The sequence below is a fragment of the Alkalihalophilus lindianensis genome, assembly GCF_032843265.1.
In the GTDB taxonomy this organism is placed as follows: Bacteria; Bacillota; Bacilli; order Bacillales; family Bacillaceae_D; genus Alkalihalophilus; species Alkalihalophilus lindianensis.
This window is the reverse complement of the sequence record NZ_JAWJBA010000002.1, coordinates 229,276-242,115: the sequence shown is the minus strand read 5'-3', so window position 1 is coordinate 242,115 and position 12,840 is coordinate 229,276. Positions and strand designations below refer to the sequence as shown.

Below are 12,840 nucleotides of genomic sequence, written 5' to 3'. Positions count from 1 at the left end.
GGAGGGATGACCATGAAGATTAATCCATACCAGTCCATCCAGCAAAACCCTTACCGTAAGCAGGTGGAGCAATCAGAGAAATTGCCTGAGGCGAAGAAGGTAGATAAGCTTGAAATCTCCTCACAAGCGCTTGAAATGCAAAAAGGCAACCCGCTTGAAAAGGCACGTCAAGAAAAAGTAGAAGCACTGAAAAAGCAGATTGAGTCTGGTGAATACCGCGTAGATAAAGAGGCAGTGGCACAGAAGATGTATGACTTCTGGAACAATAACTAAGGAATGTGAAAGGTGAGAGAGATGTCAGCAAAAATGGTGATCCAAGAACTAGCGGAGCTGTTGAAGCTTCATCAAGAATTGAATAAGCAAGCGTCGCTCAAAGTGGAAGCGGTCAAAGCCAATGATGTCTCGACTCTCGGCCAGATCATTAAGGAAGAAGCAAGACTCATTCGCGCCGCTCAGCAAGCTGATGCGAAGCGAGTGAAGGAAGCGCGGGCGTTTATGATTGAAAAGGGAGAGGGCGAAGAAGACGTGACGATTGCCTCGATGCTGCCATTAGTAAGTCATGACGAAACAGTCGTGCTAAAAAAGCTGCAACGAGCCCTCCTCAAAGAGGTAGATCAGCTAAAGGAACAAAATGAACAGAATCGTGAGTTGCTTGAAGAATCCTTGCGTTTTGTTAACCTCTCCCTTGATTTAATGGTGCCACAAGCAGAAGATGTGCACTACACGCAGCCTCATCAAAAAAACGAACAAACAGAGCTGTTCAGCCGCTCTGTTTTTGATTCGAAAGCTTAAGTAGTTGGAGGAACAACGATGAAATCAACTTTTCATGGACTGGAAACGGCAAGACGGGCAATGATGACGCAGCAATATGCCTTGAGTACGACTGGTCATAATATTGCAAATGCCAATACGCCAGGTTATACGCGTCAACGCGTTAATTTTTCGCAGACTGAGCCTTATCCAAATGTAGGGATGAATCGTCCCATGCTACCTGGCCACCTTGGAACTGGTGTGAAAGCTGGTTCTATTCAACGTGTACGTGAGCATTTTTTAGATGTGCAATTTAGAAATGAAAATAACAAAGTAGGGTATTATGGCACGAAGTATGAGTCGCTTACAAGAATGGAAGGTATTTTGAATGAGCCATCAGAGCATGGACTAGCTTCTTTAATTGATCAGTTCTGGGGTTCAATGCAGGATTTAAGCGGTGACCCAGAAGATACAGGTGCTCGCGTTGTGGCAAGAAGTCGTGCAGAAGAAATTGCCAACACGTTTAACTACTTACATAGCTCTCTTTCAACAGTGAAAAATGATTATAAAGCGGAAATAGATGTGACAATCAAAGGGGTTAACTCATTATTAGATCAACTAAATAATGTTAATAAACAAATTCGCTCGGCTGAACCACATGGTTATGTGCCAAATGATCTTTATGATGAACAGGATCGAATCTTAGATCAGCTTTCAAATGTGCTAGATATTGAAGTGAAACGAGAGAAAAGTAGCGGCAAACCTAATGACGTGGCTGAAGGAGCTGTAACGGTTTATTTAAAAGGACCGAACGGACTTCTTTCAGCAGTAAATGAAGAGGGTGAAGTAGAGCCCCTTAAATTGGTGGATGCATTAAATGGAGACGCTCTTCTGTTGTTCCATAAAGAGATGAAGTTAGATGCTCAAGGAACCTTTGAAAAGTTCCACTTGGTAGGGGCCGATCTTGTTAAAAATGACGTGAAGCTAGAGAATCTTCAAGATGAAGACATTAAGTATGAATTAGATTACTCTGTTTTACCTAAAGGGGAATTAAAAGCCTTAGTTGAGGCGTTTGGTTATGAGGGTGGAAAAGGTCTCTATCCAGAGATGCTTGCTAATTTAAATGAAATGGCCAAGAATTTTGCCAATGAAGTGAACTCGATCCATAAAATAGGGTTTACATTACCAAATATTAATGGGGAAGTTTCGCTGGGAGAAGATTTCTTTAGTGGCATGAACAATGGGGATGCGGCTGCAATGATTAAAGTTTCCCAAACTATTAAAAATAGTGTAGACAATATTGCTGCAGCTAGTGTGAACGTGGATGCTCTAAGAGATGATAATAGTATTGAGTATGAGGGAGAGAGCTACAGTGCCCGCCAACTATATACGCACCTTTTGAACCAACCTGTTGAGAAAAGAGATTATGAGGCGATTAGAGAGCTTCTCAGTGAAAATTTTGACGGGAAGTTAAGTACCCCTGATGATCCTGCAACTAGCTTTAAGCTTAACATGGACAAAGCATTCGCTGGCGATGGCTCTAATGCACTTCGTCTTTCTAACATGAAGGATATATTGCTATCCTTCAGCTCAGGAGAACAGACACAAACGGCTACTATAATGAGCTTCTACCAAAGTGTTATTGGTGAGATGGCTGTAAAAACCCAAGAAGCGGGGCGTATGCTTGGGAGTTCTGAGGGGCTGCGAGCAAATGTAGAATTTAATAGACAGGCTGTAAGTAATGTTTCGCTTGATGAAGAAATGACAATGATGATTCAATATCAGCATGCCTACAATGCGGCGGCTCGTAATATTACAATGGTAGACGAAATGCTCGACCGCATTATAAACGGCATGGGCGTCGTCGGAAGATAGGGGGGATGTTCATGCGCGTGACACAAATGATGCTCTCAACTAATTCGTTGAAGCACATCAATCAAGGATACAATCGATTAGCTAATCTACAAGATCAACTTTCTACAGGAAAACGGATTACAAAGGCATCTCAAGACCCCGTAGTCGCTATGAAAGGGATGCGGTATCGTTCACAAGTAAATGAAGTACAACAGTTTCAACGTAATCTAAGAGAGGTTTATGGGTGGATGGATGCTGCTGATTCTGCATTAGATGAAGCAACTCAGACAGTTCAAAGGATTCGTGAGCTAGCTACACAAGCGTCTAATGACACCTATGAGTCAACACAGCGTGAAAATATTGCAAAAGAAATTAAGCAATTGCGCGAGCATTTAGAGTCGCTTGCTAATACAAAAAATAGCAATAAATATATATTTAATGGAACCAATACCACAAAGGCACCCGTTATTAATACCAGTGAGATGGACCAAGACCACACTCAACTGTTTGATGAAGGGGCAGCGGTTGATCATATTGACTCTTTTAACTTAACCTACGCTGGACAAACCTTTAGACATGTTGGGGAAAAAGAGGGTGCATTAATTTTTCAGGATGTTAAACAAATGGAAAGTGTTTCAATAGATGATGATGATTTCGATCAAAAAGCAATTCAATTGCATGTCAGTGCAGAGGGGAATGTCACTTTTTCTTCACCTAATCCTGCAAAAGATAGTAACGAGCCAATAACGCAAACCCTACGTCAAGAGGATGTTGTTATTTCAAATCGAAATTCGGTTTCAGCTAATACTCAAAAGGTAGAGATTGAATTAATGAAAGGCGTCACAATTCCTGTCAATATTGATGCTTCAAAGGTGTTCAGTACGGCCCTGTTTGGAGATATTATCAGGTTAGAAAAGGCTCTAGAAAACTCAGCTCTTGACGGAGGCGATCTTACTGGGTATATAGATGACATGTTTGGGCACATTGATCATTTGGTATCAGAGCGAGCTGAACTTGGCGCTCGTATTAACCGAGTCGAAATGATTGAGAACCGACTAATGGAACAGGATGTTTTTGCAAAACGAATCATGTCTGATAATGAAGATGTCGATCTTGAGAAAGTCATCATCGACCTTACCACTCAAGAGAGCATTCACCGTGCGGCACTTGCTGTGGGAGCGCGTTTGATTCAACCATCGCTACTCGATTTCTTACGTTAAAATTAGGAGGGTGTTTGTGAATGAGAGCGCTCCACTTAGATATTCAATCAACGAATGCATATGTTGGGTTAAAATCGAATCGACCACACCCTCATATTAAGCAGCATCAAGCAGATTTGCAAATTCGTCAGACCCATACTGGAATCATTGAGATCAGTACTAAAGCTTCAGAGCTGTTTATCGATCAGACAGAAGCATTTGCAGATGCAAACTTGAAAACAGCACTACGTTTAGCAAATGACTTTTATTCAAGCTCCACTGCTAAAGTGGCTGAACATATGACAAAGAAACGCCAAGAGGGCGATCAGATGATGAAAATTGAAAATGGCTTTGGTGCTTTTGCGCGGCTTGCTAAGTCCAATACTCAGTCGTCACCGTCACAGCTGCACGTCGTCAACATGCCTCGCTCAATGGACCAGACAAAGATTCATTTTCAACCAAGTCAAATCAGTTTCAATGTCCCGAGACATGTTGCTGATATTAGTATTAATAGAAGAGAACCAGATATCCAAATGCCCAAATGGCAAACCGATACCTACCTTCGTCAAAAAAATAGCATATCCTTTCAAGCAGTCGGAGCATCAATCAACCGCGGGCTATAAGGAACAGAAAAGGTTGCAACGCGGAGTTGCAACCTTTTCTCAGGCTCGAATCCCTTATCCACGTCATGGAATCTCGAATAAAGTCTCCACGCCTGTAAACGGGGGCGACGTTTCCCACTTCACACCTATCTACTCCAAACTCATCGACCTACAGTTCAAGTTAAATGCTATGAAAAAAAGAGAAGAATGCCATGTAACACACAAAGGAATCTAGTGGCAGGTCAGGCTTATGATGTTTTCATAAGGATTTACATAAGAAAAGGGAAGATATGTAGGGAGTAATAGAAGCGAAGAGGTAGACGGCTCATCTGGAGGCCCAGATAAGAAATCAGTCGCATGGGGAAAGGACAACCTAAGGAAATAGAACTATTTTCTTAGGTATATTGAAATATTCTATGAAAATTTGTAAATTCCCTCCTTATTTTGAAAGAATTTTAATTTATTTTGTTAAGGTTTGTAGGCTTTGCTCGAGAAAGATAGAAATCATGCTAAAATAAGGGAAAGAAATCGACAAAAGGTGTGAGCAATGGTGAAATTTGAAACGAAATATACAGGTACAATGGAAGTAGAGAAGGAGAGAATCATCCATTTTGAAAAAGGAATTCCCGCCTTTGAGAGTGAGCAAACCTTCGTGCTTCTTCCTTTTGAAGAGGGCACGCCTTTCTACGTTCTGCAATCAACGACTACAGTTGAGGTAGCTTTTATCGTCATCAATCCGTTTCAATTTGTACCAGACTATCAAGTGAAGCTACCAGATGCGACGATTGAGCAGCTAGAGATTACGTCAGAGGAAGAAGTGGCGACATTCATCATGTTGACGGTCCACGAGCCGTTCCAAGAAACAACGGCCAACCTTCAAGCCCCAGTCATCATTAATGCAACCAAGCAAAAAGGAAAGCAACTTCTCTTAAGCAACAGTGAGTATGAAACAAAGCATGCCATCTTCAAGCCAGTCGTGAAAGGAGAGGTGTAAATGCTTGTCCTGACACGTAAGCTAAAAGAAGCAATTCAAATTGGCGATGATATTGAAATTAAAGTCCTCTCAATCGACGGAGATCAAATCAAAATCGGTATAGACGCCCCTAAACATATCGAAATTCATCGAAAAGAAGTCTACTTAGCCATTCAACAAGAAAACAACGAAGCAGCAAAAGAAATTTCACTGGATGGATTAAGAGGGTTTATTCAGAAAAGGTCATAAGACTATTAGCCAATCTCTCATGTATAAATGAGAGATTTTTTCATTTTTATAAATCTTATTTCATGGGTCTTGATTACCTTTTCGTAAATCTAAGAAAAAAGTACAAAATTTGACAAGGATGTCGAATATAATTATCGAATAGAAGAAAGAGTCAAAAAAGGAGTGAGGATCATATGTCAGTTTCATCAACGAAAGAATCCATCACCTTTATTACGACTGATACTTCCTTGCCGCCAAAAATTAAAGAAGATGTCGAGGAGCCGAATCAATCCGAACTAAGTTTTTATGTCATCGATCAAATAGAAGAGGTTGATGATGTATTCAAACGATTAAAACAAGATTCTAAGAAGTATAGCAGTCAATGTAGGAAGTATATATGGGTTATAAGTAAACAAAATCAAAGACTAGCAAAAGAAATACTAAATTATGAACAAGCAAGTATCATCGCGATTGAAAATGAACAGTTTAAACAATCGGTTCACTCAGCACTCAAGCACTACCCCTACTTAGATCTACCGTTTCAAAAAGAGATTCTCCAAACAGTGGCGAAACATACAAAACCACCTAAATCAACCGATTTAACCGTCTGCCTTGAAGGCTATACGCAGTTTAACCAGACGGAAAAAGACATTATATGTCATCTGCTAAGAGGGAAAACTGCCGAGCAAATTGCCGAGCTCACCTTCAACTCGATACATACGATCAACAACAATATTGTCAAAATTAAACGAAAGCTCAATGTAAGCTCAAAAGTCGAAATCATTACATATTTCGTAAAAAAGAATAGAGGAATGTAAGGGACGCCTGGTCTGTGGACCAGGCGTTTTTCTTATGTCAGATAAAAAAATAAAAAAATTTACAAAAACGATTGAAACATTGACCAAACCAACCGATATAAAAGTTGTAAGCACGAGGACCTAGTTAGCGGCCGATAACGAAGTCCTACGGCTCAAATCCAACATCCAACCACAAGGACGTGGGCGGAAACATTTCAAGGAGGAATTTTATAATGATTATTAACAATAATATTTCAGCTTTAAACACTTACCGTCAAATGGGTACTAACCAAGGTGCAGCAGCAAACTCAATGGAGAAATTAGCATCAGGTCTTCGTATCAACCGTGCAGGTGACGATGCAGCGGGTCTAGCAATCTCGGAGAAAATGCGTGCGCAAGTAAAAGGTTTAGACCAAGCAAGCCGTAACTCTCAAGATGGAATTTCTATGATTCAAACTGCTGAAGGTGCTCTTCAAGAAACGCACAGCATTCTTCAACGTATGCGTGAGCTAGCTACTCAAGCAGCGAATGATACGAATGTAGATGTTGATCGTAATGAAATTCAAAAAGAGATGAATCAATTAACTTCTGAAATTAACCGTATTTCTAATACAACTGAGTTTAACACTCAAAGTGTACTGAAAGGTGACGGAACTGAAGACCCGGGTACAGCTTTCACAGCAACTTTCCAAGTGGGCGCTAACCAAGGTCAATCTATGACTATCAACATTCAAAAGATGGATGCAGTCTCTTTAGGATTACAGGGTGCAGCAGATGGCGATGCTGATACAGCGGGAGCTTCTATTACAGCACTTAATGGCACAACTGCTAATGTTGAGGATGCCAAGTTTGCTGCATCAGAAGCAGTTACGGATGGAACAAATGCAACTCCAACAGGAGCATCTTTAAGTGTTGCTAATCATGCTGAAGCGGCTGCATCGATTAAAGTTATCAACAATGCAATCGAAGCGGTTTCTGCTCAACGTTCTGAGCTTGGTGCAAATCAAAATCGTTTAGAGCACACTATCAATAACTTAAATACTTCTTCTGAAAACCTACAAGCTGCAGAATCACGTATCCGTGACGTAGATATGGCTCGTGAAGTAATGGAAATGACAAAGAACAACATTCTTTCACAAGCTTCTCAAGCAATGCTTGCACAAGCTAACCAAGCACCACAAGCTGTATTACAGTTACTTGGATAATTTAATATTTAATTTAAGGGAGGCTCTAGTTTTGCTAGGGTCTCTTTCTCTACTACATAGCAATAATTGACTTTCTTATCTTTAGACAATGTAAATCTGTATAAAAGGCTCGGCTAGCTTGAAAGAGCTTTTGCAGTTCGGGCTTATTCCGCATTTAAAGAAAGCAGAAAAACAGTTTACCCACGCGTTTTCTACATATTTAGTTTCGTAATTAGATAGGAGGTTTTAAACATGGATATCGCACTTCTTTCAATGGCAATGAACCAAGGGCAGGTTCAGCAGCAGGCATCGATGGCTGTGATGAAAAAAGCGATGGGGAATGCTGAGCAGCAAGGCGAGGCTCTTCAGAAATTGATGAGTTCAGCGGATGCGACAGCGATTCAACATGCTGCACAACCTCATCTTGGTAGTAGCATTGATGTGAAATGGTAAGAGTAACCTCGGGGGTTGCTCTTTTTTTAAGGGGGAAGAGCTGTGGAAAAGGAGATTCAAGAGCATATAGATTTTCTCAAACAGCAATTAGAACAGGGGAAGCAGCGAGCTCGTTTGTTAGAGGAGATCGAAGAGAAATTGATCGAGATGAGGGTCATCGCTGAGGAGATACTCCGTAATGAGCTTTCTTCTTTTGAAAAAGAAGCGATGAATGAGCGTTTTCAATTATTGCAGTCTGAAGTAATTAAGCTTCAAAAGCAACTCGCACCGCAAATGATCCATTAAAGATACTTAACAAGTGTACGTACATAACCGATATAACAAGTAACAATGTGCAGGGTTAGGGAGTGAAGTGTAGATGAGAATGGGTGGTTTAGCCTCAGGTATGGATACCGAGCAAATCATGCGGGATCTTATGCGGGCAGAGCGTATGCCGGTTGATAATATGGTCAAGCAGCGTCAAGTGGTCGAGTGGCAGATGGATGCTTACCGTGAAGTGAATTTGAAGTTCAATGAATTTCGTAATAAAATGGTCGATCAATTTATTTTAACGAGTCAAAACTTGAGTGCGAAACAAGTAACGAGTTCGAATAGTAGCTTAGTGTCCGCTACGGCGAGTTCAAGCGCTGGGAATGTGTCGCTGCGTTTGACCGAGGTTAATAAGCTTGCGCGTGCGGAGTCCAATTATAGTACGGCTGCGATTTCAGGTGAGTCGAAAATTCAGACGAACCAAGCATTGAAGGATCAACCGTTTAATGGACTAACAGAAGAGGACTGGAAATCTGGCGTGGCGAAAACGCAAATCGTACGTGTTGCTTCACCTACAAACACGGTTTCATTTGCTGCTGGAGTGGAGAATCTGAAAGCCGCTGAGGACACGGTTGTAAAAGTAAATGGGAAAGAATACAAAACTGTAACGGCAGAGGATCTTCAAATTGAGGGCGGTGGGACGAGAGCATTATCGGCCAATGAAGTGCTTGTTGAACAAGATGGCAATGGTGGGAAGCTGACGTTTGCTGATGGCGTCACGGTTCCAAGTGGTGCGCAAGTTTCTGTTACCTACATCCAAGAGGGTGGAGAAAATGATGTGTACACGACCTCTTCGATTACGACGTTTGATCGTGATGGAAAGGAAATCAAAGATACCTTCGTGATTAAAGGAACAGATACGCTCAGCCAAGTGTTTCAACAGATTAATCGATCCAAAGTCGGGGTTAGTGCCTTTTATGATTCTCATGGGGACCAAGTATCGATGACGAGAAAAGAAACGGGGATTAACAATAAAGAAGAAGCCGGTGCTGAAATGAAGTTTGAGGGTGCTTTCTTTACGAATGCGCTCAAGCTTGATGAAACAAGTGCTAACCGTCAAGTGGCTCAGAATGCCGAGTTTACAATCAATGGCATGAAGACCGAACGTCAAACGAATACGTTCACGATTGATGGTGTGACGATTACGTTAAAAGGGACAACAACCGGTGCCGAGCAAGTTTCTCTGAATGTTAGTACGAACACTGATAAAGTGTTCGATACGATCAAAGGATTTGTAGATGATTATAATGAGCTGCTCGACTTTGTAAATGGGAAATTAGGTGAAGAGCGTTATCGTGATTATAAGCCGTTGAGTGATGAAGAGCGTGAAGCGATTTCTGATAAAGAAGCGGAGCGTTGGGATGAGCGTGCGCAAAGCGGGATGCTGCGTAATGATCAAATGATCCAAAGTGTGATGGATCGTATGCGTTCTGATATTTACGGAATGGTCTCGAATAATCTAGGTTCTGATTACAATCAATTATCGGCAATAGGGATTACGACATCACGTGACTACAATGATCGTGGAAAGCTTGAAATTAATGAGGATCGATTACGCCAAGCGATTGAAGCCGATCCTGCAGGTGTTGCGGCGGTTTTTAATTCTGATGGAGCGACATCAGGTGAAAAAGGGATCATTCGTCGGATGCGGGAAACATTAACGAGTGGCATTGATAACATTTCAACGCGTGCCGGGGGAATGGGTGGTAAAGTTGCGAACCATCAGTTTACGTTAGGTCGGCAAATTGAATCGATTAATGATCGTATCTCAAACTTTGAACGTCGCCTTCAGCAAGTCGAAGATCGTTACTGGCGTCAATTTACAGCAATGGAAAAAGCAATGCACCAAGCGAATTCCCAAGCAGAATCGTTATTTGCACAATTATATGGTGGACAATAAACGTAGAGCTCTGTCTTTTGACGGGGCTTTTTTTGCTGTGGAAAAAATGGTATCCCTAGTGGGTATAAATGGATATACTCTAAACCTTGCTAGAAAAGGGAAAACTTATTTCAGCCTAAAAACAAGAGGGAATTTCCATGTTAGATCTCCTTACATATATGACCAATTCGACACAAAGATCATTTATAGTGAGACTCATAAGAGAGGTGAGTGACATGAAAAAAGGAATCGTTTATTTTATCGGTGCTGGCCCGGGTGATGCGGAGTTAATCACTGTCAAGGGAAGAAGGGCTTTACGAGAAGCGGATGTGGTCGTTTATGATCGCTTAGTGAATCCTTTCTTGCTAACGGAAGCCAAAGAAGATGCGAAACTGATCTATTGTGGGAAGCAACCATGCAAGCATACATTACGACAGGAAGACATCCAGAAGGAGCTATTAATTCATGCCAAAAAAGGCAAGACGGTTGTGCGCTTAAAAGGTGGGGACCCCGGTGTCTTCGGTCGAGTTGGAGAAGAGGCCGAGCTGTTAGCAGAGCATCAGATCTCCTACGAAATTGTACCAGGCATTACAGCAGGGATTGCTGCAACGATGTATGCAGGAGTTCCGATTACACACCGCGCGCATTCTAGATCATTTGCTGTTGTGACAGGTCATACGAAAACGAGTGACGGGAAGCCGGATGTGAATTGGCAGTCACTAGCCGAAAGTGTTGATACCGTCGTCTTTTATATGGGCGTTAAGCATATTCGAACGATTGCTGATGAATTAGTGAAGAACGGAAAAGACCCCAAAACAGCTGTGATGGTGACACAGTGGGGAACGTACAGCAAGCAACAAACAATCGAAGGTACATTGGCTACGATTGCTAATCTTGCGGAAGGGAACGTGCAAAACCCATCGATTATCGTTGTCGGCGATGTCGTCAAGCTACGACCGAAGTTGAAATGGTTTGAAGACAGGCTGCTCCAAGGAAAAGGGATCTTATTTCCAGCCACAACGGATGCGGAGAAAGACATGGCGAAAGAACTTAGAGCGAAGGGGGCAGATGTCTACTCACACCCTAAAATAACTGAATTTTCAACTAATAAAGAGCTTGAGATGGCTCGGAATCTAGAAACGGTGGAGATCTATGAAGAGATTATCTTTCTTTCACCTCAAGCAGTTCAAACTTTCTTGAAAGTCGTGGGGGCAAATCGGTTTGATCTCCGCGCCGTACGAGCAACATTTTACGCAGGTAATTGGGAAACGCAACAAGCGTTAGAAGCCTCAGGTTATATCGCCGAGAGGTGTGGTGAGGAGCGGGAATGGAAGAAGCCACTTTTCATAGGTGGGGAAGCGGAGATTGAAAGTCTATCCTTTTCTAAACGGGGATTGGCTGATGTGTGGCTCTCTTCTGAACAAATGGTCGCTCAAAAAGAACAAGCATCATTAGCTCGTCTAATAGAAGAGAAGCATGTAGATACATTGTTTGTTGCGAGTCGTTTGGAAGCTAGGAAACTAGTTACGTTTCTTCGCTTAAGCGGAATGAACGTAACAGAGCTTACGGGTCAACTGCATATCATTTGTCAAGGAAGAGAAGCGAGTCACATACTGCGAGCGAGTCGGATTGAAGCGGATGTTGTATTAGCGGAGACTAGCACAATTGATGATGTGTTGGGGGCGCTGGTTGAACCGGTTGTGTTGGCAGAAGCTGTTAACTAGTAACCTATTAAGCTAGCACAGTGTTTAGAAAGGATTTCAAATATGTTTAAAGATACATTGGATGCATTGAATGGAATGGCTCTTTCAAAAAAGAAACAACTGGATGCGAGTCGTTTTCGTTATTTGATCTCTGCCTCTTTAGCTGGTGCTTATGTGGGGCTTGGGATTGTGTTGATTATGTCTGTAGGAGCGCCGTTAGCTGAAATGTCGATGCCGGTGACCTCCCTTGTGATGGGATTATCCTTTGGTGTCGCTCTTACACTCGTAATCTTTGCTGGAGCGGAGTTGTTTACTGGAAACAATATGGTCTACACCGTCAGTACCTTATCGGGGTTAACGACGTGGCGTGATACACTCTCCAATTGGTTTTGGTGTTATCTAGGAAATTTCATAGGAGCTGCAGGGCTATGTCTTTTAATTTTGGCATCTGGTATTTTCTCTGGCGTCGGAATGGATCATCTTTTGATGACTTCTGCTGCAGATAAGATGAGTTAAGTACGAGTGAACTGTTCTTTCGCGGCATTTTATGTAATTGGTTAGTCTGTTTAGCGATTTGGACGGCATTAAGGACAAAAAATGATGTGGCAAAATTAATTTTGATCTTTTGGATGCTCTTTGCCTTTATTGCTTCAGGCTATGAGCATAGCATTGCGAATATGACGCTGTTGGGACTGGCGCTTGTTCATCCGCATCCTGAAACAATAACGGTAGCTGGTTTATTCCATAATTTGATCCCGGTCACGCTTGGTAACATTGTCGGAGGGGCTGTATTTGTAGGATGCCTATATTGGTTGCTTAGCCCGCAAAAGGCAAAGGAAAAAGCGGCAAGCAAAGTAGAGGAACAAGAAGTCGTTGTGAATGAGAAGTTAGCTTCAATTAAATAAAGAG

At 42.0% G+C, this 12,840-nt stretch carries 13 protein-coding genes and 1 pseudogene; all 14 read left to right on the top strand.

The window, feature by feature from the left end; translation table 11 throughout:
- The first annotated feature begins 12 nt into the window (after positions 1-12).
- The 14 genes and pseudogenes from flgM (at position 13) to RYX56_RS07860 (ending at position 12,836) form a co-directional block, all read left to right on the top strand.
- Positions 13-273, top strand: coding sequence for a flagellar biosynthesis anti-sigma factor FlgM (flgM, locus tag RYX56_RS07925; RefSeq protein ID WP_317121533.1), 261 nt, complete (start codon positions 13-15; stop codon positions 271-273).
- 21 nt (positions 274-294) lie between these two features.
- Positions 295-792, top strand: coding sequence for a flagellar protein FlgN (locus RYX56_RS07920; RefSeq protein ID WP_317121532.1), 498 nt, complete (start codon positions 295-297; stop codon positions 790-792).
- 18 nt (positions 793-810) lie between these two features.
- On the top strand, positions 811-2,625 hold the full coding sequence (gene flgK, locus RYX56_RS07915; RefSeq protein ID WP_317121531.1) for a flagellar hook-associated protein FlgK: 1,815 nt from the start codon (positions 811-813) through the stop codon (positions 2,623-2,625).
- Between the two features lie 11 nt (positions 2,626-2,636).
- Positions 2,637-3,824: a flagellar hook-associated protein FlgL gene (gene flgL / locus RYX56_RS07910; protein ID WP_317121530.1), complete on the top strand. Its 1,188-nt coding sequence runs from the start codon at positions 2,637-2,639 to the stop codon at positions 3,822-3,824.
- 20 nt (positions 3,825-3,844) lie between these two features.
- Complete coding sequence (locus RYX56_RS07905; protein WP_317121529.1) at positions 3,845-4,426, top strand: DUF6470 family protein; 582 nt, start codon at positions 3,845-3,847, stop codon at positions 4,424-4,426.
- A gap of 529 nt (positions 4,427-4,955) precedes the next feature.
- Positions 4,956-5,399, top strand: a complete 444-nt coding sequence (gene fliW, locus RYX56_RS07900; RefSeq protein WP_317121932.1) for a flagellar assembly protein FliW — start codon at positions 4,956-4,958, stop codon at positions 5,397-5,399.
- A complete protein-coding gene (csrA, locus tag RYX56_RS07895) occupies positions 5,400-5,627 on the top strand; it encodes a carbon storage regulator CsrA (RefSeq protein ID WP_317121528.1) in 228 nt (75 codons plus the stop codon). It abuts the gene before it with no gap.
- 173 nt (positions 5,628-5,800) lie between these two features.
- Positions 5,801-6,424 (top strand): LuxR C-terminal-related transcriptional regulator, encoded by a 624-nt coding sequence (locus RYX56_RS07890; protein WP_317121527.1) that lies wholly within the window; start codon positions 5,801-5,803, stop codon positions 6,422-6,424.
- A 212-nt stretch (positions 6,425-6,636) separates the two neighbouring features.
- Positions 6,637-7,608 (top strand): flagellin N-terminal helical domain-containing protein, encoded by a 972-nt coding sequence (locus RYX56_RS07885; protein ID WP_317121526.1) that lies wholly within the window; start codon positions 6,637-6,639, stop codon positions 7,606-7,608.
- 231 nt (positions 7,609-7,839) lie between these two features.
- Entirely contained in the window at positions 7,840-8,040 is a 201-nt protein-coding gene (locus RYX56_RS07880; RefSeq protein WP_317121525.1) for a YjfB family protein, read from the top strand.
- Between the two features lie 42 nt (positions 8,041-8,082).
- On the top strand, positions 8,083-8,325 hold the full coding sequence (locus RYX56_RS07875; RefSeq protein WP_317121524.1) for a hypothetical protein: 243 nt from the start codon (positions 8,083-8,085) through the stop codon (positions 8,323-8,325).
- Positions 8,326-8,398: 73 nt separating this feature from the next.
- Positions 8,399-10,249: a flagellar filament capping protein FliD gene (gene fliD / locus RYX56_RS07870; protein ID WP_317121523.1), complete on the top strand. Its 1,851-nt coding sequence runs from the start codon at positions 8,399-8,401 to the stop codon at positions 10,247-10,249.
- A 215-nt stretch (positions 10,250-10,464) separates the two neighbouring features.
- A complete protein-coding gene (cobA, locus tag RYX56_RS07865; RefSeq protein WP_317121522.1) occupies positions 10,465-11,952 on the top strand; it encodes a uroporphyrinogen-III C-methyltransferase in 1,488 nt (495 codons plus the stop codon).
- A 42-nt stretch (positions 11,953-11,994) separates the two neighbouring features.
- A pseudogene (locus RYX56_RS07860) lies at positions 11,995-12,836 on the top strand (formate/nitrite transporter family protein).
- Positions 12,837-12,840: the final 4 nt, after the last annotated feature.

What these genes read in the sequence shown, in the direction of transcription:
- flgM (WP_317121533.1), top strand. Translation starts at nt 13, where the DNA reads ATGAAGATTAATCCATACCAGTCCATCCAGCAAAACCCTTACCGTAAG.
- RYX56_RS07920 (WP_317121532.1), top strand. Translation starts at nt 295, where the DNA reads ATGTCAGCAAAAATGGTGATCCAAGAACTAGCGGAGCTGTTGAAGCTT.
- flgK (WP_317121531.1), top strand. Translation starts at nt 811, where the DNA reads ATGAAATCAACTTTTCATGGACTGGAAACGGCAAGACGGGCAATGATG.
- flgL (WP_317121530.1), top strand. Translation starts at nt 2,637, where the DNA reads ATGCGCGTGACACAAATGATGCTCTCAACTAATTCGTTGAAGCACATC.
- RYX56_RS07905 (WP_317121529.1), top strand. Translation starts at nt 3,845, where the DNA reads ATGAGAGCGCTCCACTTAGATATTCAATCAACGAATGCATATGTTGGG.
- csrA (WP_317121528.1), top strand. Translation starts at nt 5,400, where the DNA reads ATGCTTGTCCTGACACGTAAGCTAAAAGAAGCAATTCAAATTGGCGAT.
- RYX56_RS07890 (WP_317121527.1), top strand. Translation starts at nt 5,801, where the DNA reads ATGTCAGTTTCATCAACGAAAGAATCCATCACCTTTATTACGACTGAT.
- RYX56_RS07885 (WP_317121526.1), top strand. Translation starts at nt 6,637, where the DNA reads ATGATTATTAACAATAATATTTCAGCTTTAAACACTTACCGTCAAATG.
- RYX56_RS07880 (WP_317121525.1), top strand. Translation starts at nt 7,840, where the DNA reads ATGGATATCGCACTTCTTTCAATGGCAATGAACCAAGGGCAGGTTCAG.
- fliD (WP_317121523.1), top strand. Translation starts at nt 8,399, where the DNA reads ATGAGAATGGGTGGTTTAGCCTCAGGTATGGATACCGAGCAAATCATG.
- cobA (WP_317121522.1), top strand. Translation starts at nt 10,465, where the DNA reads ATGAAAAAAGGAATCGTTTATTTTATCGGTGCTGGCCCGGGTGATGCG.